Below are 26,297 nucleotides of genomic sequence, written 5' to 3'. Positions count from 1 at the left end.
TATGCGTTTAAGTATCTCACTTTTATGTTTTATGTTGTTATCAACTTTTGTTCAGGCACAAACCTGGATAAAAGTTGATGAGAATACTGCCTTTCGTTTTATAAACAGAAATGAAAAGGGCAGAAATGTAAAACCAGAAATGGTTATGTTGGTCGACCTGCTTGGGTTTGGTAAAAAACTGGGCGAAGAAAACCGCGATACCATTTTGTTTAATAGTATCAGTAGCGATAAACCCTACTACATACCTACAGAACAACCGGGTTTACAAAAAGTGTTTTACCAGCTAAACGTTGGCGACAGTATAGAAGTAAGAGTATTGGCAGATACATTTTACACTAAAACTTTCAATGCACCATTGCCCAATTTTGTTAAACCAAATAGTGTGGTGCAGTTGTTCTTCCATATTCAGGAGGCATATACTTTTGCTGAAATTGAACAAAAATCAAAAGAACAAAATGCACCAACCATTAAAGCAGATTCTGTTAAAATGGCCAATTATTGCAAACGCATTAAAGGCGTAAAAGCCACCAAAAGCGGATTGCGTTATAAACTAATAAAGGCAAACCCTACAGGTACAAAAGTGGCGCAGGGCAATATGGTTTCAGTAACCTACAAAGGTTGGCTTGTTGATGGAGATGTGTTTGATACCAATGAAAAAGGAGAACCTTTTAAGTTTGTGGTAGGTATGAATCAGGTTATAAAAGGTTGGGATGAAGGATTAAAATTAATGCGAAAAGGAGAAACCTATCGTTTAATTATTCCGTGGTATTTAGCTTATGGAACACATGGAACAGGTCCAATACCACCTTATTCAAGTTTGGTATTCGATGTGCAGGTGCTGGAAATAAATTAAGTTTTTTTACAGCAATTTTATTTATACAATTGTAGAAATTATCAATTTTAAAAGATGTTTAAAAAAATATTAACCATAGGAATGTTGTTTGTATTTGGAGCCAACTTTGCCCAACAAGCAAAACCTAAATCAAATAAAAAAGGTACAACACAAAAAAAATTTTCGCAACCAATGAAAGCAACTATGACAGACCCAAATGAGATAACTACTGCCAGTGGTTTAAAGGTTAGAGTAACCGAAAAAGGCAGTGGTAGGAAAGTAATGAAAGGTGATAAAGTAACTGCACATTACACCGGAACATTAATTGATGGTAAAAAATTTGACAGTTCAAGAGATGGTGGTAAACCATTTTCATTTACTGTAGGTGCCGGTCAGGTTATTCCGGGTTGGGATGAAGGTTTTCAGTTGTTAAACGTTGGCGATAAAGCAATATTTACTATACCTTATAATTTAGCTTATGGCGAAAACGGTATGGGTGGTGTTATCCCTCCAAAAGCTACCCTTATTTTTGATGTAGAAGTAGTTGATGCGGTAGAATCTCCAAAACCAAAACCGGCTGTTCCTTTTGTAGTAGATGGTTTAGATACAGTGCGTATGCAAAGCGGTTTACGTTTTATAAAAGTAGAGTCGGGTACAGGCGAAAAAGCCCAACAAGGTAAATACGTTTCAGTACATTACACAGGATACTTAATGGATGGCAAAAAATTTGATTCATCAGTTGAACGTGGTGAACCAATTCAATTCCAATTAGGAAGAGGCATGGTTATAAAAGGTTGGGAAGAAGGAATTGAATTAATGCATGTAGGCGATAAAATGCGTTTTATTATACCAAGCGAGTTGGCTTATGGCGAAAAAGGTGCACCGGGAGCTATTCCACCCAATGCAACATTAATTTTCGATTGTGAATTAGTAGGTCTTGAATAGAAAATACTATTGATAAAATTAAAAGCCGGGTAATATTTACCCGGCTTTTTTTATGCCCATTTATTATATTTTTAATTAACAGTTTACTGTTAAAACACAGTCATTAAAGGAAGCTAACATAAAATTTATATAGAATCTTGTGTCAAATAATATATTTTGCGGCCGGTAGATTAACCAAACCAGTAAAAAAAAGTGAGTAGTAACATACGTAACACGTTTCTTTTTCTTTTCATATTCAGTGTTGTTTCACTAACGCTGCAATCTACTATTATTGGTTTGTGCAAAGAGAGTAAGGTATTTAGAACCCTATCTAATCAAATAACAGAAGAAGAAGAATCACACGACAGCGATACCAATGACGAAATATTTGACGTCATTAAAGACTCACGCTTTTTAACATTTCATATCCTATCAAAAGTTTTTTGGAACAGTACAGAAATGAAATGCATTGCGGGCAATAAGAAAATACCCCAACCCCCTCCCAAGTCTTATTTTATGTAATTGTATGCCTGCATTTGATTTGAGTGCAGACCGTTTTCATTATTAAATAATTTTAAAAGTATTTATGTTTAAAAAAAATATTTTATCCGATTTAAAGTCGGGTATTGTTGTGTTTTTAGTGGCTTTGCCATTATGTTTAGGTATAGCCATGGCTTGCGGGGTACCATTGTTTTCAGGAATTATAGCAGGTGTTGTCGGGGGTATAATAGTTACCATATTTAGCGGTTCCAAATACAGCGTTTCTGGCCCGGCAGCCGGTTTAACAGCTATTGTAATAGCAGCTATAGCCCAACTGGGCAGCTATGAAGTTTTTCTTGCTGCTGTAGTTTTAGCAGGTGTAGTACAAATACTTTTAGGCTTTTTAAAAGCAGGAAGTATTGGTAACTATATTCCCAATGCCGTTATAAAAGGTATGTTAGCCGGTATTGGTATTATTTTAATTATAAAACAAATACCCCATTTATTTGGATACGATAAGGACCCTGGGGGCGATTTTGAGTTTATGCAAACTGATGGACAAAATTCATTTACCGAGTTGTTAAACATGGTTAATTACATTACACCCGGTGCCGTTATTGTAGGTATTATCTCGTTCATTATTTTATTGTTGGCCGATAAGCCAGCATATAAGAAAAACAAAGTGTTGGCCATTTTACCCGGTCCATTACTGGTAGTTATTTTAGGTATTATATGTACCCTTTTATTTAGTGCAAATCCTCTTTTAAAAATAGAAAGCCAACATTTGGTTAATTTACCTACCATTACTTCTTTTTCAGATGTAAAGGCTAATTTGACCACACCCGATTTTTCGTTTGCTCATACTGGAGCATTTTGGATAATAGTATTTACATTAGCTATTGTGGCCAGTTTAGAAACATTGTTGGGTATAGAAGCAATTGATAAGTTAGATACAGAAAAAAACGAATCAAATACAAACAAAGAACTATTGGCCCAGGGTATAGGTAATATAGTTTGTGGGCTTATTGGTGGCTTACCCGTTACCTCCGTAATTGTTAGAAGCTCTGCCAATATAAACGCAGGAGCCAAAACAAAATGGTCAGCCATTATACATGCAATGTTATTATTGTTTAGTGTTATTTTATTTCCTCAATTATTGGCACTAATTCCCAATGCCTGTTTAGCTGCAGTATTAATTACAACAGGTTTTAAATTAACCAAATTAGCCATTTTTAAAGAACAATGGAAATACGGTTTAGAGCAGTTTATTCCTTTTGTTATTACTATTATTGTAATGCTTTTAACCGATTTGTTAAAAGGTGTTTGTGCCGGATTAATTATTGCTGTTATTTTTATTATCAGGGATAATATAAAATTTTCATTCGAGTCGAACACAGAGTTAATAGAAGGAAAACGATATTACCTGCTTAAGTTGCCGCAACATGTAACCTTTTTTAACAAAGGGTATTTAATTAACTTTTTTAAAACAGTTGCACCTGATAGCAAAGTAATAGTAGATGGCAGTATCAATCAGCATATCAACAGAGATGCACAGGATGTTATCTCAGATTTTGTTACAAACAGCCATCACAAAAAAATAGATGTAGAGTTTTTTAAATACGAAAATTAAGAAGTCAATTAAAAATATAATTTTAAAATAAATTATAACCGATAAAACAAATGATGGAAGATTCATATAAAAAATTAATAGAAGGCAACAAAAGATTTGCCATGTCAAAGAAATTTCAAGACCCTTTGTATTTTAAAAAATTATCGATTGGGCAAAAGCCCGAGTACCTTTGGATAGGATGCAGCGATAGTAGAGTACCGGCTAATGAAGTAACCAATACAGAAAGCGGTGAAATATTTGTACACCGCAATATTGCCAATTTGGTAATACATGCCGATATGAATTTGTTAAGCGTATTAGAGTATGCCGTAAAGCATTTAAAAGTAAAACATATTATAGTATGCGGACATTATGGATGCGGAGGTGTTATGGCAGCTATGAGTAATGAAAGACATGGCTTTGTCGATAATTGGCTTAGAGCCATAAAAGACGTTTACAAAAACAATGCTAATACTTTAGAAGCAATAGAAGACATGGATAAGCGATTGGACAGACTAACCGAATTAAACGTAATAGAACAAGTAAGAAATCTGGCCAAAACAATTATAGTACAGGAGGCGTGGAAAACACGTTCCTTACATTTACATGGCTGGGTATATGGAATCAATAGCGGCTTGGTAACAGATTTAAGTGTAATACACGATGGAACCGAAGATATTGATCCTATTTACAGGTTTAATATGTAATAAGCATAATTGCTGTTTTAATATAATTGTAATGCAATGTTTTGCATACATAAGTTGTCAAATAAGCTAAATGAAAAAGTGGTTATTTATATTGTTAGTTAATGCCTATTGGGTGCAGGCACAAAACCAAAATAACAATTGGTTTTTCGGTACCTATTTAGGAATGAATTTTTCTAACAATATAATGACCCCTATACCTGATAATACAAGCATTATGTATTCACCAGCGGCTAGTTCTTCCTTGTCAGACAATGCAACAGGTAATCTCTTGTTTTATACCAATGGAACAACTGTTTTTAACAAAGCCCATACAGCAATGCCCAATGGTCAGTTAAAAACAAGTCCATACGTTTCCAACTGCATGGTGGTAAAAGGGAGCAACAAAAAGCATCTTATTTTTTATACCAACGAGAACAATATAATTTACTATGCCATGGTAGATATGTCGTTAAATAATGGATTTGGCGATGTGGTGTATAAAGATAGTTTGTTGGGTACCAATATGGATTTGCAATTTACAGCCGTAAGGTTACCCAATAACCAAGGCCATTGGTTGGTTACCCATAAAAAGGGCGATAACAGATTTTTCAGCTATAAAATTGTTGATTGCACCATCAATAAAACACCCGTAATATCAATAGCAGGGCAACCAACTTATAGCAATACCCAATACTTATATGGTAAATTAACCACAAACAGAAGAGGCGATAAGTTAGCTTATATATTTAGCAACTCAGATATAAATAGTGCTGACCCTTGTATTGTGCAGGAGTTTTCTATCGATAAAAAATGCGGAACAATAACATTAAGTAAATCAGTTTTCGATTTTCTGGGAGGTATATATGCAAAATCAGGCTATGTGTGTTACGATTCATCGGGCAGATTTTTATATGTATCCTATTACACGAGCAGTGATCTGTTCTTCTTATGCCAATACGATATGAATACAGCAAACCCCAGCAGTTCAAGGGTTATAATAGCTAACTCCCATGAATCAATTGGCGACCTACAAATAGGAAGCAATGGAAAAATATACCTGACCGGTTCAGAGAGCAGAACCTTTACCTCCAAAATATCCGTTATTAATCAACCGTGGCTACAAGGCACCAATTGCGATTTTAAACAGAATTCCATTCAGTTACGTAAACAACCATTTTTAGGTAGTATTGGCGCAGAGCATTTCCCTAATTTTGTACTGGATGTGAGCAATCAGTTTCAATACACCGGCACACCACAATTAAACATAACACCCAATTGCGTATTAACCCAATCCATATTTCAGTTAAAAGATTCAACCGACCTTTTGTACGACTCCTTGTTTTGGGATTTTGGCGATAATAATACCTCCAAAAAAATAACAACAACCCATACCTACCAAACAGCAGGAAAATTTATAGTAAGCTTTAACTGGTTTGTATGTAACACAAAATTTAGTTTAGTTGATACAATTAAAATAGGCGAAAAACCCACCATTAATTTAGGAAACGATACAACCTTGTGTTTTGGTTCCAAAATAACTTTAACAGCCACGCAAAATGCCGATACTTATAAATGGAATACAGGCGATACCAGCCCCTATATTCAAGTAAATAAACCGGGAAAATACAGCGTTAAAGTAAGCAATGGTGGTTGCTATAATGAAGATACAATCCATATTGAATATTACCCCTCATTGTTTACAGCTTTAGGCGATGAGTATTTTATTTGCGACAAAGAAAAAGAATTGGTAAAGCTGGACGCGGGTGAAAAATTTACCCATTACAAATGGACACCAACAGATGATACCACACAATGGATTATAGTTGGAACCGTTGGCGAATACTTTGTGGTAGTAAAAGATTTCAGGGGTTGCGATGGAAGCGATGGTACACTAGTAAAACGCAAATGTCCGGTAAGTTTATATTTACCTAATGCATTTACGCCCAATGGCGATGGATTGAACGATACTTATGCCCCCATAGCAAGCGATGTAGAAACATTCCACATGAATATATATAACCGTTGGGGAGAGCTAGTATTTACTACCAATACCATGAGCAAGCAATGGGATGGAACAGTTAATGCAAAGTTAGCACAAAGCGATGTGTATATATACGAAGTAAAGTATTCAGGTTATATCAATAAAAAAATACAACACTTTGAAACCAAAGGAAACCTTACTTTGCTAAGATAGTAACGGTTAAAAACTAATCTTCGCAGTGGTAATTTTCATCAAGACTACTTACCCTGTGTTCCGTTTTTTCGCCAGCTTGTTTGGCGGCAATCATTTTGTTTATGATACGTTGACGCTCTGTTTGATTAGTTTTTCTTTGTACTTCATCCTGGCTTAAACTATAATAGCAAATACCATCTACAAAAGTCATTTCAGGTTTGGCATAAATACTTAATGGGTTATTACTCCATAAAACCAAATCAGCATCCTTACCCACTTTTATACTACCCAATTTATTATCCAAATGAAGCATTTTGGCCGGGTTAAGTGTTACCATTTTCCACGCATCTTCTTCACTTATATTACCATATTTTATAATTTTTGCAGCCTCTTGGTTTAACCTGCGGCCCATTTCAGCATCGTCACTGTTTATAGCCACATTAATACCCATTTTATGCATAATAGCAGCATTGTACGGAATGGCATCAATTACCTCATACTTGTAAGCCCACCAGTCAGCAAAAGTACTGGCATTTACACCATGCGCTTTCATTTTGTCAGCTAGCTTATAACCTTCTAAAATATGGGTAAATGTATTTACTTTAAAGCCCATACTATCCGCCACGTGCATAAGCATATTTATTTCACTTTGTACATAACTGTGGCAACTTATAAAACGTTTTTTGTTTAATATTTCTACCAATGCATCCAACTCCAAATCCTTACGCGTATTCGTATTTAATTTCAATGCTTTTTCGTATTCTTTTGCCTTTATAAATTCATCATACAGTATTTGTTCAACACCCATACGAGTTTGCGGGTAACGCGGAGTTGGACTACCCCAATTACTTTGTTTTACATTTTCACCCAAAGCAAATTTTATAAAACCATCAGCGCCTTCAATTTTCATTTTTTCAGGTGCTGCACCCCAGCGTAGTTTAATCAAAGCACTTTGCCCGCCAATAGGATTACATGAGCCATGTAGCAATTGTGCAGAAGTAACGCCACCTGCCAATTGCCTGTAAATATTAATGTCTTCACTATACACCACATCGCCAATACGTACTTCACTGGTAACTACTTGCGAGCATTCATTTACACCACGGTAAATAGCAATATGCGAGTGTTCGTCAATAATGCCGTTGGTTAAATGTTTCCCTTTGGCATCAATTGTTCGGGCACCCGCTACAATTAAATCCTTGCCAATGGCTTTTATTTTTCCATTGCTTATAGCCACATCCGTTTCTTGTATAATACCTTCTTTTTCATTGCTCCAAACCGTAGCATTTTTAAAAATAATGGTTTCAGTTACCGGTTGGTTTTGCCAGCCGTAATCAGTAAAAGGATAAACAATATTGCCCAATGAAATAGCTTGTGTTGAATCTTGTTTTTTCTTTTCGGCTTTGGCTTTTTCTATCCATATAGCTTTAAAAACATTCAAAGTACCATCACTTAATTGTGCTTGTCCACTCAAACTTTTTGCCTGAATGGTATCATTGATATTATCCGTTTTATCAACCCAAAAGTTGATCCTGATATTTTCAGTCCCTTTTTTCGTTGCCAGAAAAACCATATTCATCATATTGTTTTGCATACTTAAACTAGCCTTTAAAGTATCAGAACCCAACAGCGTAGCATTCGGCTTGCTTATATCGCCATCTATTTTTAAAACATAATTGTCAAAGCCATTTAATGCAACCGTATAATTACCCCTTACATCCACTTCAGGTACATCATTTATTTCCGTTTTGTAACCCTTTACCCAATGCTCTAAAATAACAGCCTCTTTTTCAAAAATGGGTTTATTGCTAATAAAGAAATTAGCCAGCATGTTTTTTTGTAAACTGCCCATTATAGCATCCGCTTTTATTAACTGAGCAGGAATTTTGGTAAGTGCATTTAATGCTGCCGTTTCGCTTAAACCGTATTGCACCGCTTTACGTAAGTTCTTTAAAAACTCATTGGCATCGTTACAGCCGTATGAAGTAATAGCAAAGTTAATATTAGCCTGAGCCAGTAAATGAGCATTGGCAGGGGCCATTTCCCAATGTTTTAAATCAGCAGTCGAAACAAAGTTGGCATCAAATACATCTTCTACATCAAAAGCCTTTGGAAAATTAATAGGAATAATAAGCGTTGCTTTTGTGTCCTTAATTTCATTGATACGTTGGTACTCATCACCCGCACCCTTTATAATAAAAGTAGTATTAAACTCTTGTGCTATTTTACTGGCCCTTAAAACCGACAATTTATTATCCACTTCAAATATTTGAGGTGCCATTTTTAAATCGTTAAAAGCCTGTAAAGTTAAATTCTTCTCTTGTGTTTGTTTAGTGTACCAGTTGGCATCGTTAAAAGTTTGCCTTAGCAAAGCAATACTTCCCATTAAAGAGTTCGGGTAATCCTGTCTTGATGAACCCTTGTTAAAGCTAAACCCCGCAGCTGCTTGGCGGTTAATAATTAACTCACTTTCATTAGCCTTAGTAGTTAGTACCAATGCCGCAGAACCCCTATGAATACCATCGTGAGTACCCGATAAAGTAGCGGCAAAACCATTAGCTAATAATTGTTTTGATTGATTTTCATCATAGCTAAAATAGTCAATGGCATTTATATCAGCCTTAATAGCATCGTTCCAGGCATACGCACCATTTTTATTAGAGCCATATTGGTTAGTATTATGGTTTGAGTTATAGTTTCCGGTTGTTTTAATACCGTATGAAGCATACAAATCTATAAACGATGGGTAAATAAATTTTCCTTTTGCATTAATGATTTCAGCGTCCTTAGGTATGTTTATTTGTTTACCAATATTTTCAATTTTACCCTTATTAATAATTATGGTACCATTTTCAATTTTAGTATTGGCATCAACAAAAATGGTCGCATTTACCAATGCAAAACGGGTGTTTTTAATATTACGTGGTCCGTTAACAGGTTGTGTTTGTTGGGCTGATAGCGTAATAGATAAGAAAATGAATGATAATAAGAGGCATAAAAAAGAGTAGTATCTAAATTTCATTTAATAAAGGCTTTTGGTAAAAGTAAGCAATATAAATATTTTGAGTAAACTAAATAATCAAATATTTAAGTGGGAAAGGGGGGTAAATATTAGCCTCAAAAAACTAAGCTTTTTTTGATTAGTTTTGGTGTTTTAAATTTACGCCTTAATATCCTTTGTCAGTAAACATGTTTGCTTATTTTAGAAATCAAAAAACCGATCATATTTTTCTGTATATATTCTTTACGTATTTTATATGCTCCATTCTGTTCGCCTTCGAAAGAATATTGAATATAGATAATTCGTACTTTTTTTTTCAGATACTTGATACCCAAAATTTTTACTTTCCCGAAAACAGATTTGGTATTTTCATTTCGCAAATACCCATCATACTGGCTGCCAAAATAGGATTACCCATGTATTTTATGGTATATCTGTATTCAATAATATTTCCAATAGAGTACTTTTTAATAGCCTGGGTTTGTTATAAATTTTTAAAAGTAAAAGAAGCAGCTTTTGCCATAGCTTTTAGTTTAATTATTGGAGTAGCTTTTAGTTTTTTTCATCCCGTTACCGAAACCTACCATGCGTTGGTTTTTTCAGGATTTTTATATGCCGTATTAGCATCGCCCGTTTGGGTTAATTATCCTAAAATTATAGCATACATCAGTTTGCTGGTAGTAGCCATATTAGCTATTGTGTCACATCCCATAGGATTATTTACTGTTGGTTTTGTAGCCGTATTTACGTTTATAAACAAGCAAATAAAATTACCAATGGCCTTGGTTTTAATAGCTATTATTTTAATGGCACTTGTTTTCCGTATGATGCAATCAAACAAGGAGAGTTACGATGTACAGCAGTACCAAAATTTGTTTACCAACCTAAAATCATTTACCCATTTAAGCGATTTTTATCCCTTTTTGTATCTCAAAACCCGTTTGCCGGGCGTGTACCTTTCAAGTATTATTTTATTCATTGTGTATGTATATATAAGCATAAAAAGTAAACGGTTTTTGGCGTTGGCATTTAGCTTGCTTGCATTTATAGGTTTTACCCTATTAGCTATGCTTACTTTTTTAAAAGGAGATGCCGATATCATGATGGAAAAATCATTTATGCCCGGTTTATTTATGATTGTTTTGCCCTTTAGCTATTTGTGTTTTCAAAAAGAATATTTCCAGAATAAAATAATGGTAAGTATTACTTTAATGATTGCTATTGTTTCATTTGTTCAGATTATAAAAGCAGCTAATTACCCGGTTAAGCGCTTAAAAAAATTAGAAGAAGTAATGACTTTACAAACTTATCCTAAAATAATAGCAAGCTATAGCGATTTTGAAAACCAGGATTTGTTTTTTAACCATTGGAACACAGGCATTGATTCATACATTTTAGCCAAATGTAAATTGCAAAAAGAAAGAACTATTTTTTTAACTGACAATAAAAATACCTTTCCTATAGACAGTAACGATTTGACTTTGTTTTTAGGCCCAACGTGGTGGGCAGGCTGGCATACCAATAGCTATAAAAGCAATTATTTTCAGTTACCTGCAGTACCTTATCACCCCTATTTGGTTAACCCGAAAATTAACCAATAATACCTAAAATTTATTTAATCCTTTATTTTACATTTGACGACTATGTCGGAAAAAAAATTGTTTTTATTAGATGGAATGGCACTAGTGTATAGAGCCTATTTTGCATTCAGTCAAAATCCGCGTATTACCAGCGCAGGCTTTAATACATCAGCTATATTTGGTTATACCAATACCGTTTTAGATATACTTAAAAAAGAAAAACCCACCCATATAGGTGTGTCGTTTGATACCTCGGCTCCTACAGCCAGGCATATTGAATATGAAGCTTACAAGGCCCATAGAGACGAAATGCCCGAAGGTATATCAACCGCTTTGCCTTTTATCATGAAAGTAACCGAAGCTTTAAATATTCCAATATTAATTTTAGACGGATACGAAGCAGATGATATTATTGGCACATTGGCCAAAAAAGCGGAGCAAGCAGGTTTTAAAACTTATATGATGACCCCCGACAAAGACTTTGGTCAATTAGTAAGTGAAAATATATTTATATACAAACCTGCCCGTTTGGGTAACGATTATGAAATAATGGGCGTTCCCGAGGTGTTAAAGCGTTGGGAAATTACCGATGTAAAACAGGTAATTGATATTTTAGGTATGTGGGGCGATGCTGTTGATAATATACCCGGCATACCCGGTATTGGCGAAAAAACAGCCAAAGTTTTAGTGCAAAAATACGGCAGTATGGAAGGCTTATACGAACATGTGCATGAACTAAAAGGAAAACAAAAAGAAAACGTAGAAAACAATAAAGAAAAAGCATTCCTTTCAAAACGTTTAGCTACTATAGATTTAAATGTGCCTATTGAGTTTGACGAAAAAGCATTGATACTTGACCCTCCCAATAAAGAAGCTTGCGAAACACTGTTTGCTGAGTTAGAGTTTAAAACAATGGCTAAAAGATTGTTTGGTGATGTGCAGCAAGCCTCAACAGCAAGCACTGTTGTAGCTGATAAAAAACAAGCTGCCGCATCAACCGCTTTCGATTTGTTTAATCCGGCACCACAATCAGTACAAGTTAAAGAAGAAACCAGTGTTATAGTTGAAAGTGAAAATTTTGTTTTACAGGAAGACTCCGTAATTGTAAGAAACAATATAGAAAACACCCCCCACAACTATATATTGGTTGACAGTACTGAAAAACAAAACGAGTTGTTGCAAGTACTATTACAGGCAAAAGAAGTTTGTTTTGATACCGAAACATCATCATTAGAAACCTTGGATGCAGAAATTGTTGGATTGTCATTTAGTATAAAAGGCAGTGAGGCTTATTACATTCCGTTTCCCGAAAACTACGAAGAAGCAAAAGCCATTCTCCATATTTTTAAACCCGTATTTGAAAGCGAAGAAATTGTTAAAATAGGCCAAAACATAAAATATGATTTAGGCATTTTAAAACAATACGATTTAACGCTAAAAGGTCCTTTGTTTGATACCATGCTGGCACATTATTTAATTGAACCCGATTTGCGCCACGGTATGGATTATTTAGCAGGTATTTATTTAGATTATGAACCGGTAAGCATTACTACATTAATTGGTAAAAAAGGAAAAAACCAATTAAATATGCGCAGTGTAGCCATTGAAAAAATAAAAGAATACGCTGCCGAAGATGCCGATATAACATTTCAATTGAAAGAAAAACTGGCTCCACAGCTAGCAGAAAGCAATGCAAAACCTTTATTTGATGAAATTGAAATTCCTTTGGTACACGTATTAAGTGATGTAGAACGTGAAGGAATAAAAATAGATAAAGAATTTTTAAATGCTTATTCAGTAACATTACAAACCGATATAGCATTATTAGAAAAACGCATTATCGAGTTGGCAGGTATGAACTTTAACATAGCCTCACCAAAACAGTTAGGCGAAGTATTGTTTGAACATTTAGCTTTAGATGCCAAAGCCAAAAAAACAAAAACAGGTCAATACCAAACAGGCGAAGATGTATTACAAGGATTAAGCGAACACGAAATAGTTCGTTGCATATTAGACGTACGCCAGTTAAGTAAATTAAAATCAACCTATGTAGATGCATTACCTGCTTTGATTAACAAAAAAACAGGCCGTGTACATACCTCATTTAACCAGGCAGTAGCTGCTACAGGCAGGTTGTCATCAACCAATCCTAACTTGCAAAATATTCCTATCCGTACTGATAAAGGAAAAGAAATACGCAAAGCATTTATTCCGCGTGGCGAAGAGTATGTATTGTTAAGTGCAGATTACTCGCAAATTGAATTGCGTATAATAGCAGCCATGGCAAAAGAAGAAGCCATGATAGAAGCATTTAAACAAGGTTTAGATATTCATATAGCCACCGCAGCAAAAGTATATGGCAAAGAAATTAGCGAGGTTACCAGTGCAGAACGTAGAAACGCCAAAGCCGTTAATTTTGGAATTATATACGGGCAGTCAGCCTTTGGTTTAAGCCAGAGTTTAGGTATTCCGCGTAAAGAAGCAGCCAGCATTATTGAAGAATATTTTAAACAATACCCTAATATAAAAACATACATGAGCAACACCATTAATTTTGCCAAAGAGTATGGTTATGTAGAAACTTTAAAAGGACGTAGAAGATATTTACGTGATATCAATTCAGCTAATTTTACCGTACGTGGTTTTGCTGAACGAAATGCTATCAATGCCCCTATACAAGGCAGTGCAGCCGATATGATAAAAATTGCAATGATTTCCATTCATGAGCGTATGCAAAACCCGGCATCAAACATTAAACATTCAAAAATGGTATTACAAGTACATGATGAGTTGTTATTTGATGCACATAAAGACGAAGTAGAAATACTAAAGCAATTGGTGATAGAAGAAATGGAAAAAGCAATGGAATTATCAGTTCCTATAAAAGCAGAAGTAGGAGTGGGTTTAAATTGGCTCGAAGCACATTAATTCATTTATTGAAGAAATAAAAAAAGTCAACTGAAACCAGTTGACTTTTTTGTTGGTATAAATTGTAATAATTATTATGAAGGAGTTACTTCCTCATTGGGTGTTGTCGGTGTTGTGTCTTCAGGAGTTGTATTTGATTTTTTGCTAAAGAAGAATTTTTTAACAGCAGCAAAACCACCTACTACTGCTAACAATAGTATTTTCCAGAACTTTAATAACAATACAAAAAAGCCTGCCTTAGCCAATACTTTTCCCGCTATTAATCCACCAATACCGTAAGCAGCTACTTTATCTACACCACTATCAAAGTTTTCATAACGTTGGCCTTCATTAAAACTAACACTCGAAATTAATGGATCAACGTGTTTGTATACTTGGCCAAATTGGTTCATGCCTGCAATTACATTTAACTGTAAAACACCGCCACGTCCAAGTACCCTTATGTTGTAATTAAGTGTTTCAATACTGTCGCCATCAAATTTTACTTTTTTAGCCCAATGCAATTTTTTAGCTTCAGAATCATAATAAGGACTAACTGCCCAGCCAGTAAGGGTTACAGCTTGGTATCCCTGGCTTATTCTTTCTTTGTTACTTTCAGTAATGTCTTTTTGCATTTCAGCCAATAGCTCATCGTAGTTAATGTCTTTTGCATCATCATCTTCTACGTGTCCAGAGTTATCGTAATTAATACTTACAGCCCAACATTCCTTGTCAAGTGGTGTATAGTTTAAAGGTAAAATTAAACCCATTAAATCCGGGTCAGGCATATTGCCCCAAAAATATTCCAATACCGTTCTACCTTGAGGGCCGTCTAAATATTTAAAGCCTTTGGGCACATTAATAGTAGCCAAGTTATTGCCAACACTGGTAGATGAGGTTGTATATTTCAATACAATTAAAGAGTCTTGGTCATCGCTGCCCGCAACATAAAGAGAGTCGTAAATAAAACTTTGCGCATTGGTAAACAAAGCAATGGCACAAAGTAGGAGAGTGAGTTGTAGTTTTTGTTTCATATATTATCCGAAGTTTATTTCAGTACTGTCGCCAATATTTAAGCTTTGTTTGTTTCCACAAAGAAAAGCATCGTTTCCTATTAGCGAGTGCTCCAATATAGCGTATTCAATTTGAGCGTAAGGTCCAATAATACTATCTTTAATAATACCATAATTCAATATAGCATTTTCTCCAATAGATACATTAGGTCCTATAATACAATTGTTAATACTACAATTCTCACCAATAAAAACCGGAGGAATAATAATAGTATTGTTAAATTTATACTTGTTAGTATCGTAGTTAAGGCGCTTTAATAAAGTGGAGTTAGTTTCAATTAAAATTTCTTTTTTACCACAATCAAACCAATTGGCTACATCAAATGCTTTAAAGGTAAAACCATCCTGTATCATAGCCATCAGGGCATCCGTTAAAGTATATTCATTGTGAGTAGTTCTTTTCTGACTGATATTAAAATCAAGCGCTTCAATTAAAGCTTTACTATCCTTAATTTTATATATACCAACCAAAGCCAGATTCGATTTTGGAATGGCCGGTTTTTCAACCATTTTAGTAATAAAACCTTCTTTGTTAACTTCAGCTACGCCAAATTGCCTTGGATCGTCAACTTTTTTTATACCCAATTGATTATACGGCTCAGCAATTATTTTTTTCAAATCCACATCCGCTATCGTATCTCCAAAAACAATCAGTATTTCGTCTTCGTCCTTTAAAATATTTTCTTTGGCAAGCCAAATGGCGTGTCCTACTCCTTTACCCGTAGTTTGAATAATAAAGTTAGCTGTTATTTTTGGGTAATTCTTTTGAATATACTCTTCAATTTTATCACCTAAGTAACCAATAATAAATACAAAATCATTAATACCGGCATCAATTAGGCTATCGACAATATGGGCTAATATAGGCTTACCCGCAATTGGAATCAATGCCTTTGGTTGAGTATGTGTATGTGGACGCAAACGCGTTCCGATTCCTGCAACAGGAATAACTGCTTTCATTTTTGTTTCTTCGTTTAATTCAAAAATATATTTTTTGTTTTAGGAAACAAGTAGCAGGGTAATAAAATAACAATGGAGGCCCTTAGGGAGCCTCCAATTGTCAAGCTAAAACACTAAAACATATGAAAGTTATAGTTACTTATATAAAAAAAGCACATCGTCAACTTTACGGCTTACTACATGCCGGGTAAAGTAAAATGATTCACTTGATTTATTGGATATGAATAAGGCTAGAAACTGTATCAATAACAATCTCGGAAATTGATACATAGCGTTCCATACTCTTCTATCCACTTTTTTAATAAATAGAATGCTAATAAATGCAACAGCTATGCTTGCAATGGCAATGGGCATTAACCAATAGTATTGGTGTAATACGAACCAATTAAAAACAGACAATAAACAAGCCATGCTTAATACCAAAGTCAAAGGTGGGCGCATAATGTTTAGTGCATAATTTATTCTGTCAAAACTTAAAGTTTGTATACCTTTAAATAAAATAGGTAAGGCCTCAAAAATATTTTTATAGTAATCTAAAAACCAAACCGCTTTTTGTTTAATCATGTTTTTGCTGCTGCTTGTTTTTTCGTCAAAAACAATGGCATTGCCGGCATAAGCAACATGTTTAGTATATAACAATAGTTTAGCTTGTATTTTTTTATCACAACCAATTAAATGGTGTTTAAACGATTTGCTTACTATTTTTTTAAATATAATACTGTCAATACAAAAACCTAAACTCCAAATACTGGCCGATAAGCCCAATTGATTACGGCTTTCTTTATCGTGGAACGAATAAAAAGCTTCGTTGGCAGCATCTAAATTAGCCGTTATAGTATTAAAGTTTTTTGCTTTTATAGCACCTTGAACAGCTTTGTAACCTTTACAAAATTGTTTATTAATTTCTAAAAAATAGTCAGGGTGTAATAAGTTGCCATCTTCAAAAAGACTGATGGCATCATATTCTTGATCAAAAGCATTTAAAGCAAATTCAATAGAACGGGTTTTTGAATGCAAAGGTTTTTCAGGAAATAAAAACTTAATGTTTTCCGATTCTAAATGCGATACATTGATATAGCCACAGTTGTCTAAAACAAAATAAGCAGTAAAGTTTTTATAAGTTTGTTTGTTGAACGATTCAACGATGTCTTCTAATAACTTGGTGCTTTCATGTACCGTAATAATGGCAGCATAACTATAACTGTATTCCAAGTTAATAATGGCTGGCATTGGTTTATAAATGAGCTTAGATAAACCTATTAGCAACAACTTAGCCAATGGAGCTATCAGGAACCAGGCAATAGTTATTTCAAATAATATGATTAATAGTTTAAGCATCTTGTTTGGTAATACATACACAAACAATGTGCTATTATATTAAAACCCATAAAATCAAATATTTACGAATTTGCGGGTTCGTGTTTTGTTTCTTTTTGGGAATTTTATATGCTAAAATGGAATAAAAGTGGTCAAAAAGGGGAAGAAATGCCCCATTCTATACTTCCTGCAATAGTGTTCTAAAAGCATGAAAACTTTCACCAAACAGCGTGCGACCATCTAATTGTAATTGCGGTGCAAACTCTTGCTGATAACGTTCGTAATTTTCCATGGTAGGGGCAAAGTACTGTATAGCGTATGTTTCACCTTGCTCTTCATCATGTTTGCTAAGCAATTTTAAAAATTTGTATGAGGTAAACATACCTGTTGCCATTACATCGCCTAAATGTTTTTCTTTCATCCATTTAAACCAGGCATCATGAATACTGGCGTCCACATTTATAGTTACGTTATATACTATCATTTTTTAATTAATTATATCACCTCTTAAAATTCTATATCTTTTACGTACATCGTTTATAAAAATACTACTGCCGTATGTTTCAATAAACTTCTCGTATTGTTTTTTAGCTTCCGCAGGGTTGTTCAAATACCTGTCATAAATAGTGGCTACGTTAAGCAAAGCATTATCGCCTAGTATATCAGTGCCATGTTCATTGATAACAATAGTAAAATATTTAATAGCCGTGTTGTAGTCCTTTTGTTTCAGGAATATTTGCCCTTTCTTAAAAGCAATATCATCAGCTAAAGCATGTTTTGGAAAAAGTAAATTAATAGAATCCAACACCAGAATGGCTTGGTTAAATTTGTTTTGTTGGTAAAGCAAATCTGCTTTTGCAAATAACTTCAAAGCATCTTCTATAGAGTCAACCGTATTGTCCTGAATAAGCAATGATAATTCCAGCGCATTATTGGCTATTAATTGCGTAGTAGCCGTTTTTAAAATATCGAGCTGTGCTTTTGCCCATTCAAATTCGCCTAAATAGTAACTTAGTTTAGCATTTTTAAATTTAGCCTCTTGCCCTAACGGATTTTCTAAAAATTCCTTATCTACTTGACCATATAAAAGCATGGCTTCCCATTCCTGTCCTTTCATTACGTATAAATCGCCCAGCTCAAGTTTACACTCCGCCTTAAACTGATTGTCAATACCTGCCAAGTTTAGTATCTCGTCATAAATGCCAATGGCTTTAGGAAAATTATTTAAATAAAAAGTGTTCAGTTTGGCTAAATCGCGCATACATGGAGCGGTATAATATGTTTTACCATTTTCCAGCAAAAAGTTTTCATACGTTTTTTCTAAGTTAAGCAAATCCGTTTGTGAAAAAGAGTCAGATGCTAATAGTTTTTTATTACTCGCTTCCAAAACACCTTGTCGTGCAGCTAAGTAATAAGCTTTATCCTTACCCAATAAAACCACCTCGTTAAAAAGGCGTACGGCCGCATCGTATTTTTCATTGCTGATAGCTAAAAAACCTAAGTCCATTAGCTTTCTTCCTTCTTCCTTTAATCGCTTATCCATTGCTTTTGCCTGCACAAGCGCATTGTCAAAATCTTTGCGTTGTACATAAAACCAAATCAGCATTTCATAATAAGTGTCCGAATTTTGATTGCTTTTTATACGTCTGATCAAAGCATTTTTTAATAAATCAAAATCGCTGTTTTGGGTAATATTATTTTGCAATAAGCCTTCCACCTCTTCCCTGTTAATGGGGTTTAGCTCTACACAATTCAAATACTCATCAATCATCAGACTTGTTTGTTTTGTTTTGCTGTATAAGTTGGCCAGTTCATTGCTAAAAACCAAATGGTCGTTTAACAGTTTACGGCCTTGTAAATAAGTTCTGGTAGCAAATTCAATTTCATCTCTTTTTTCAAAAGCATTAGCTGTTTCAAAAATCCTATCCTGGTTAGGAATTATTTTCTTTAAAATATCTTCAAACTGCTTTTGTGCTTTTTCAGGTTTGTTGGCAAGTTTGTAAACAAAACCAATATCAACACCGTAATAAGCCACTCCCAGTTTGCGGTACATTTTTTTACATAAACTTTCCGCATCGTCAAGCTTTTTAAGTTTTATGTACGATTGCAGTAAGTTATCGTAAAAGTAAATAGAGCTTAAGTTTTTCGATAATAATTTTTCATACAATTCAGCCGCTTTATCATACTCATTATTCGAAAAAAATTGAGCAGCCAATTGCTCATCTTTATTTTGTGCTATAACAGCATTACCCATTAAAACAGTAATGACGATAAATATAATTTTATATAATAATTTCATGGTTGACGCCTGAACAAATTAAGGCAATTATTTTTTAATTTTAGCAGGGTTATTGCTTACAAACGTTTCCCAACTGCTAGCCTTTTTTTTAGTCGGTATTTTACTTGATTTGGTGGCTTTTTCTATTCCTAAATTTTTTTGCATAAAATGGCAATAAGCTGCTGCCAAACCATCCGTAGCATCTAAAAATTTAGAATCGTGTTCAAATTTTAAAATATGCTGCAACATTCCCGCAACTTGGTCTTTACTGGCATTTCCATTTCCGGTTATCGATTGTTTTATTTTTTTTGGAGAATATTCATTTACGGCTAACTCCCTGCTCATAGCTGCAGCAATAGCTACTCCCTGAGCCCTGCCAAGTTTTAACATAGATTGTACGTTTTTACCAAAAAATGGAGCTTCAATAGCCAATTCATCAGGTTTAAATTCGTCAATGAGGCCAACCGTACGTTCAAATATTTTTTTAAGTTTTAAGGCGTAATCGTCATATTTATCAAGCTTTAATACACCTAACGTAATAAGCGATACCTGTTTTTTTTGAATGCCAATAATACCATATCCCATTACTATAGTTCCGGGGTCAATGCCTAATATAATTCTATCAAAATCGGTAACAGTATTTGGTAAGGAACTCAAGTTAATTGGTTGGTTGAAAAAACATGTACGAAAAAATAACAATAACACCAATAATACGTAGAGCAGCAGTTATCAGGTAGTTGTTTATAAAATCAATAGGAAACTCAGCTTTAACAAGCTTATTGTAATTAATATTCATAGAAACAGCTACTGACAATACATTGATAATAGTAAAAATAAAAAAAGCATTACGTATCTCAATTAAATTCATAACACTAATAAGGGTAAACAATACCAATGAAGCAATACTTATATAATTAAGCCAATTGTGTTTGGTCGCCAGTAAGCCAACAAGTTTACTTTTAAATTCATCATTCAGCTTTTCAATATACTTCTGTTGCCACATGCGGGCAAAAGTCATAATTAAAAATCCGGTTATTATGTAAAATACTAATGTCATTGTTTAAATAAAGGTCAAACATATATTTAAATAAAAAGCAATACAACAAAAATAATTACCTTAGCCGCCAATTCGATAAATAGAAGGCTTGAAACAGTTTTGGACTAAAAATAAAAAATGGATTGTTTATGTAAAAGCATTACTCGCTTTGTTAACCATTGGCTTTATTGTATATAAGTTATTTGGTGCGTATAAAATTGATGAAAAATTTTCAAGTTTCAGCTTTACTTTTTCCCTTGCAAATATTGCAATACTATTAGCCGTTATTTTACTTATGGTAGTAAATTGGGGGTTTGAAACCGCTAAATGGCATTTGTTAGTTAACCGTTACGAAAAACTGAGTTATACAAACAGCTTAAAAGCTATTTTTTCAGGAGCAACTTTAAGCATTATAACTCCCAATCAAATAGGCGATTTTGCCGGACGGGTTATTCATTTGCAAACTTTAAACAAAATAAAAGGCTCGCTGGTAACCGTTATTGGACATACCGCTCAGGTTATTATAACAGGTATATTCGGTATGTATGCATTGTTGGCTTTTGCTGCAAAACTTGATTACAACATATATTTAAAATGGAAAATAATAGCCATTGTTATTTTTGTTATTCATGTAATAGTTATCTGGTTATTTATTCATATACACTTACTGTATAAATACCTTAATATAAATACATGGTTTAAAAAGCACGAGCATTATATTCAGGTATTCAAAGCGTATAACAAATCACAATTAGCAAAGCTGCTTTTGTTCTCCTGTATCAGGTACATTGCTTTCTTAAGTCAGTACGTACTATTACTTTATTTTTTTGGTGTTGATATAGGTGTAGTAAACAGTATAATAGGTGTAATATCTATTTTCTGTATTCAATCCATTGTACCCAGTTTTATTTTGTTAGATATTGGTTTACGGGGGGCTTCAGCACTCTTTATTTTTGGCGAATTGAGTAATTACGACAAGGGAATTGAATTAGGTGTTTTGCTTTCCGCGTATTCATTATGGATTATTAATATGATGCTTCCAGCTTTATTGGGCTTATATTTTATTTTAAAACAACGCTTTACTAATTTATGATTTATTGGTCCGTTTTTTCAACTGTTTTATTAGTTTGTTATGTTGTTTTAATTGGCTATTTTTTAGTTGGTTTATTACGCATTATCAATAAAGCAAAACGCAAAAATGAAACAAGTAATGTTAAGCAAAATACATTTACCATTATTGTTCCTGCCCGCAATGAAGAAAAAACAATTGCAGATTGTTTACACTCCATCATTAACCAAACATATAACAATACACTGTTCGAAATAATTGTTTTAAACGATTATTCAATAGACAATACAAGTAACATAGTAAGTAGTTTAATTAATGAGTTTAGTTCACATCAAATCAGGCTTATTAATTTAAGCGGTTTTGATAACGTAAAGCATAAAAAAGAAGCCATTACAAAAGGCATTGAAGAAGCCAAGAATGATTATATTGTTTTAACTGATGCCGATTGTACACGTGGTGAAAACTGGCTTTTAACTATTAACAATTATATAGCCGCAACAAATGCAAAAATGTTATATGCACCTGTTGAATTTAACGCCAATACTATATTTGAAAAACTACAAGCTTTAGAGTTTGCGGGCTTGGTAGGAATAGGTGCTGCTGCTATTGAATTAAAAAATCCGAACATGTGCAGTGCAGCCAATTTAATTTTTGAAAAACAAGTTTTTTTTGAAGTAGATGGCTATAAAGATAATATGCATATAGCCAGTGGCGATGATGAATTTTTAATGCATAAAGTATTTAAGCTATATCCAAACGAGGTTAAGTTTTTGTATAACGATAAAGCCATTGTACAAACCAGCCCTAATGGCACCTTACAACAGCTTGCTCAGCAACGCAAACGTTGGGTTAGTAAAAGTACTAAATATGAAAATAGGTACATTACTTTGATATTAGCCATGGCCTATTTTTTCAATATAAGTATTTTGGTAAATGTAGTAATTGACAGAGAAATGGCTCTTTATCAATTACTATTTAAAACACTGGTTGAAGGTATTTTCTTATATAAAATATTACAGCTTTATAAAAAAACAAAGTTAATTATGTTATTACCGGTAGCCGAAATATTTCATATTTTGTATGTAATAGTAATTGGAATTTGGGCTAATTTTGGAACCTATAACTGGAAAGATAGACAACACAAATAGTTAAAAGAATGCAGTACGAGTTAAGCGATATAGATTTTGATATTTTAGGTTCAATTTATTTTGTAGAGCCATTTGAAAAAATAATAGAAGAGGTAGATGCACCTACTAAAATAGTAGCTGATTGCTTAAAACAATTAATAGCTAAAAAAATGGTAGTTGCTATGCGTTTTGATGAAGAAAAACAAGACTACGTGAAAAGCTTTATTTACGATTCAGATGATATGCATGCCTACTCTTATTTAGCTACCAAAGAAGGCCTGCTAGCGCACAATGGCCGTTAGTTAGGTCTATATTTTATTTCAATAATTAATTTCGATGAAATGGATAGTTTGTACTTATCATTTATTTGATAAGGCAATACACAAATAATGTCATTCGTATCTGTGCTTTCCATCACTAAGCAAACGTCTTTTTCAAATCTGTTTATTTTTTTATCAATTAAATAATCACTCACTAATTTTTTACCTTTCATTCCTAAGGGAATGAATTTATCACCGTCCAGTTTATTTCTCAGTGTAAATGATAATCCAGCTAAATCAGCATCTATATAAAAACAGTTTTTTGCGTAAATAGCCGGTACTTTATTAATCAAAGTAACCTCAAAATTACCGGCATCAGTGTGGATGTAATTTGTTTCCTCATTTACCGTTATATTTTTAGCAATAACAGTATTTGTTTTAGCTGAAATAATGAGTGAATCCCTGTCAACTAAAAGTTCATGAGTGCGGCTTAAAAAACAACTGCCAATTTCTGGTTGTTTGCTAGCTGCAATTTGTTCAATATTGGCTTCGTTAAAACCATATTCATCAATAATAAAATGTAAAATTGTTTTTGCACTAACATGTTGTAAAAGCACTTTGTCAATGTGCACTACACCATTTATAGTTTTGGTATATTTATCTTTTAGCTCGTTTAGTTTTTCATTTAATAAAAATTCATTTTCATGTATTTTTTTGCTGAGCTCATAAAACGCATTTATACTGTTTTGATTTAGTTCTTGAAATATCGGTAATACGTGGTGCCTTATTTTGTTGCGCCAATAAGTATCCTTTAAATTACTACTATCCTCCCTGTAACTAATGTGGTTTGTATTGGCAAAGGCTATTATTTCATTTTTATTACTAAACAATAATGGTCTTATAATATTGCTTTGTTTAGCTAAAATGCCGTGTATTCCCGCAATTCCCGTACCCTTTACCATATTAATTAGCATTGTTTCAGCTACATCGTTTTGATGGTGAGCTGTAGCTATTAAATCAATATGGTTAGTTTGGCAAAGCTCATTAAACCAAGTATAACGCAATTCGCGTGCTGCCATTTGTGTAGAAATTTTATTTTTTTCCGCGTATGCAAGTGTCTCAAACCTTTTGCAATGACATTTTATATTGTTGTTATAGCAGAAATCTTGTACAAATAATTCATCATTATCGCTTTCAGTGCCTCTAAGGTTAAAGTTGCAGTGAGCAATTTCAAACCCAATTCCACTTTTTAGAAATAAATGAGCCATAACCATTGAATCAATGCCGCCACTAACAGTTACCAGTACTTTTTGGTTACTGTCAATTAATTTATTAACTAATAGGAAGTTTTTGAAATCGTCTAACAAAATAATTTATTGGTTTTTGGAATAATTTCTGCAAATAAGTCTAAACATAAATTATTCTGTTATTAAATTTTTAATAGTTTTGACCCCATGCAGTATTTTGCCCACAAAAGTAAGTTTCTTTTTTTTCTCCTTTTTATAGGTATCTCCGTTTTTGCTCAAAAAAGTAAGGTAGAAATTTTAGGAGCCGATTTGTTAGAAGGACAGGTAACAAAATTTGGCAATTCCAAAAAATTGATTGGTCATGTGCAACTTAAACAAGACAGAACCATCATGTATTGTGACTCCGCTATACTTTACGATGACTCCAATATGGTAAAGGCATATAGCAATGTACATATAAACCATAACGACAGTGTGAATATGGAAGGGCAGTATCTGAAATATGATGGTAATACCAAACAGGCATTTTTAGAAGGAAATGTAAAAATGTTTGATAAAAACATGACCCTTACTACCAGCCAGCTTAATTTTGATATGAATACAAGTGTTGGTTACTATACCAATAACGGATTAATTATAAGCGAAAAGAATAACCTGGTAAGCCAATACGGATATTACCATTCCCGTACAAAAGAGTTTTTCTTCAAAAAAAATGTAATACTAACCAACCCTGACTACACCATGAAAAGCGATACTTTAAAGTATAATACCATTACTAAGGTTGCCTATTTTTATGGAGCTACCACTATTCAAAGTAAAACAGATAAAATTGTTTGTGAAAATGGCTGGTACGATACAAAAAGAGAAGTAAGCCAGTTTAGCAAAAATGCCATATTATATACTGATAAAAAAATGCTGAAAGCTGATAGCATGTATTACGATAGAAAGAATAGTATTGGTAAGGCTTTTAAAAATATAGAGTTGTTTGATTCCATTCAGAAAATAAGACTTTATGGTGATTACGGTTTTACTAACGGCAAAACAAAAAAAACTTTTGTAGCAGAAAAACCATATGCAGTAATGGTAATGGATAGAAACGATAGTTTGTTTTTATATGCAGACAGCTTATTTCTTTATCAGGCCGATGTTAAAACCAAACAAAAACAACAGTTAAGAGCGTATAAAAAAGTAAAAATTTATAAAACAGATATACAGGGAATTTGCGATAGTTTAGTTTACCTGCAAGACGATTCAGTATTGACCATGTACCAAGGTCCGGTTATGTGGAATGGTTTAAATCAATCAACGGCCGATACGATTCATTTTTATATCAACAATAGAAAGTTAGATTCATTTGCCCTTCGTTCCAATTCTTTTATCATTTCAAATGAAAAAGGCCCGCATTATAATCAGGGAAAAGGCAAGCACATGAAAGGATATTTAGATAGCAACAGCATTAAATATATTCATGTGTTTGGAAACTGTCAAAGTATATACTACGAAAAAGAAGATAGCGTTAATTATATTGGGGTGAATAAGATAGATTGCAGTGAAATGGAATTTTATTTTGCTGATAAAAAAATTAGCAAAGCTATTTTTATAAATAATCCGGACGGAGAAATGTATCCTTTAGACGAATTAAAGCCTGAAGAACTTAGGCTTCGCGGATTTGTTTGGCGACAGAAAGAAATACCGCAAAAGGTTTATTATCAGTATAAAAAATAAAAATAAATCAAAA

21 protein-coding genes are annotated in these 26,297 nt (G+C 33.6%); 12 read left to right on the top strand and 9 right to left on the bottom strand.

What is annotated here, in order from left to right:
* Position 1: 1 nt before the first annotated feature.
* The 6 genes from V4538_01435 to V4538_01410 all read left to right on the top strand — a co-directional run bounded on the left by V4538_01435 (position 2) and on the right by V4538_01410 (position 6,725).
* Positions 2 to 853 (top strand): FKBP-type peptidyl-prolyl cis-trans isomerase, encoded by an 852-nt coding sequence (locus V4538_01435; GenBank protein ID MES2379672.1) that lies wholly within the window; start codon positions 2 to 4, stop codon positions 851 to 853.
* A gap of 54 nt (positions 854 to 907) precedes the next feature.
* Positions 908 to 1,777, top strand: coding sequence for an FKBP-type peptidyl-prolyl cis-trans isomerase (locus tag V4538_01430; GenBank protein MES2379671.1), 870 nt, complete (start codon positions 908 to 910; stop codon positions 1,775 to 1,777).
* Positions 1,778 to 1,969: 192 nt separating this feature from the next.
* On the top strand, positions 1,970 to 2,278 hold the full coding sequence (locus V4538_01425) for a hypothetical protein (protein ID MES2379670.1): 309 nt from the start codon (positions 1,970 to 1,972) through the stop codon (positions 2,276 to 2,278).
* Between the two features lie 64 nt (positions 2,279 to 2,342).
* Complete coding sequence (locus V4538_01420; protein ID MES2379669.1) at positions 2,343 to 3,866, top strand: SulP family inorganic anion transporter; 1,524 nt, start codon at positions 2,343 to 2,345, stop codon at positions 3,864 to 3,866.
* 53 nt (positions 3,867 to 3,919) lie between these two features.
* A complete protein-coding gene (locus tag V4538_01415) occupies positions 3,920 to 4,552 on the top strand; it encodes a carbonic anhydrase (protein MES2379668.1) in 633 nt (210 codons plus the stop codon).
* Between the two features lie 70 nt (positions 4,553 to 4,622).
* On the top strand, positions 4,623 to 6,725 hold the full coding sequence (locus tag V4538_01410) for a T9SS type B sorting domain-containing protein (protein ID MES2379667.1): 2,103 nt from the start codon (positions 4,623 to 4,625) through the stop codon (positions 6,723 to 6,725).
* A gap of 13 nt (positions 6,726 to 6,738) precedes the next feature.
* On the opposite strand, the gene V4538_01405 is transcribed toward V4538_01410, so the two are convergent.
* On the bottom strand, positions 6,739 to 9,726 hold the full coding sequence (locus V4538_01405; protein MES2379666.1) for an amidohydrolase family protein: 2,988 nt from the start codon (positions 9,724 to 9,726) through the stop codon (positions 6,739 to 6,741).
* Between the two features lie 266 nt (positions 9,727 to 9,992).
* On the opposite strand from V4538_01405, the gene V4538_01400 reads away from it, so the two are divergent.
* Positions 9,993 to 11,306, top strand: a complete 1,314-nt coding sequence (locus V4538_01400; protein MES2379665.1) for a hypothetical protein — start codon at positions 9,993 to 9,995, stop codon at positions 11,304 to 11,306.
* Between the two features lie 42 nt (positions 11,307 to 11,348).
* Complete coding sequence (polA, locus tag V4538_01395; protein ID MES2379664.1) at positions 11,349 to 14,213, top strand: DNA polymerase I; 2,865 nt, start codon at positions 11,349 to 11,351, stop codon at positions 14,211 to 14,213.
* A gap of 74 nt (positions 14,214 to 14,287) precedes the next feature.
* Here the strand turns inward: polA and V4538_01390 are convergent, their stop codons facing one another.
* From V4538_01390 to V4538_01360, 7 genes are all read right to left on the bottom strand, one after another.
* Positions 14,288 to 15,226 carry a DUF2167 domain-containing protein gene (locus tag V4538_01390; protein ID MES2379663.1) on the bottom strand — a complete coding sequence of 313 codons (939 nt, stop codon included), beginning with the start codon at positions 15,224 to 15,226 and terminating at the stop codon, positions 14,288 to 14,290.
* Positions 15,227 to 15,229: 3 nt separating this feature from the next.
* Entirely contained in the window at positions 15,230 to 16,225 is a 996-nt protein-coding gene (locus V4538_01385) for a sugar phosphate nucleotidyltransferase (GenBank protein ID MES2379662.1), read from the bottom strand.
* A gap of 135 nt (positions 16,226 to 16,360) precedes the next feature.
* Positions 16,361 to 17,563, bottom strand: a complete 1,203-nt coding sequence (locus tag V4538_01380; GenBank protein MES2379661.1) for a glycosyltransferase family 2 protein — start codon at positions 17,561 to 17,563, stop codon at positions 16,361 to 16,363.
* 157 nt (positions 17,564 to 17,720) lie between these two features.
* Positions 17,721 to 18,026, bottom strand: coding sequence for a DUF4286 family protein (locus V4538_01375; protein ID MES2379660.1), 306 nt, complete (start codon positions 18,024 to 18,026; stop codon positions 17,721 to 17,723).
* Between the two features lie 3 nt (positions 18,027 to 18,029).
* Complete coding sequence (locus V4538_01370) at positions 18,030 to 19,841, bottom strand: tetratricopeptide repeat protein (protein ID MES2379659.1); 1,812 nt, start codon at positions 19,839 to 19,841, stop codon at positions 18,030 to 18,032.
* A 27-nt stretch (positions 19,842 to 19,868) separates the two neighbouring features.
* Positions 19,869 to 20,477: a crossover junction endodeoxyribonuclease RuvC gene (gene ruvC / locus V4538_01365; GenBank protein MES2379658.1), complete on the bottom strand. Its 609-nt coding sequence runs from the start codon at positions 20,475 to 20,477 to the stop codon at positions 19,869 to 19,871.
* Between the two features lies 1 nt (position 20,478).
* Complete coding sequence (locus tag V4538_01360; protein MES2379657.1) at positions 20,479 to 20,877, bottom strand: hypothetical protein; 399 nt, start codon at positions 20,875 to 20,877, stop codon at positions 20,479 to 20,481.
* Positions 20,878 to 20,965: 88 nt separating this feature from the next.
* On the opposite strand from V4538_01360, the gene V4538_01355 reads away from it, so the two are divergent.
* The 3 genes from V4538_01355 to V4538_01345 are packed head-to-tail and all read left to right on the top strand — an operon-like array spanning position 20,966 to position 23,354.
* Entirely contained in the window at positions 20,966 to 21,949 is a 984-nt protein-coding gene (locus V4538_01355) for a lysylphosphatidylglycerol synthase domain-containing protein (GenBank protein MES2379656.1), read from the top strand.
* On the top strand, positions 21,946 to 23,073 hold the full coding sequence (locus V4538_01350) for a glycosyltransferase (protein MES2379655.1): 1,128 nt from the start codon (positions 21,946 to 21,948) through the stop codon (positions 23,071 to 23,073). The genes V4538_01355 and V4538_01350 overlap by 4 nt, the downstream gene beginning before the upstream one ends.
* Before the next feature lie 8 nt (positions 23,074 to 23,081).
* Positions 23,082 to 23,354, top strand: coding sequence for a hypothetical protein (locus V4538_01345; GenBank protein ID MES2379654.1), 273 nt, complete (start codon positions 23,082 to 23,084; stop codon positions 23,352 to 23,354).
* Here V4538_01345 and tilS read toward each other — a convergent pair.
* On the bottom strand, positions 23,351 to 24,679 hold the full coding sequence (tilS, locus tag V4538_01340) for a tRNA lysidine(34) synthetase TilS (GenBank protein ID MES2379653.1): 1,329 nt from the start codon (positions 24,677 to 24,679) through the stop codon (positions 23,351 to 23,353). The genes V4538_01345 and tilS overlap by 4 nt on opposite strands.
* A gap of 87 nt (positions 24,680 to 24,766) precedes the next feature.
* On the opposite strand from tilS, the gene V4538_01335 reads away from it, so the two are divergent.
* Positions 24,767 to 26,284, top strand: a complete 1,518-nt coding sequence (locus tag V4538_01335) for an OstA-like protein (protein MES2379652.1) — start codon at positions 24,767 to 24,769, stop codon at positions 26,282 to 26,284.
* Positions 26,285 to 26,297: the final 13 nt, after the last annotated feature.

Source organism: Bacteroidota bacterium, assembly GCA_040388375.1.
Lineage (GTDB): Bacteria > Bacteroidota > Bacteroidia > UKL13-3 > UKL13-3 > JAAFJM01.
Note: the sequence above shows the minus strand (reverse complement) of the source record. Positions and strands in the feature narration are given on the sequence as shown.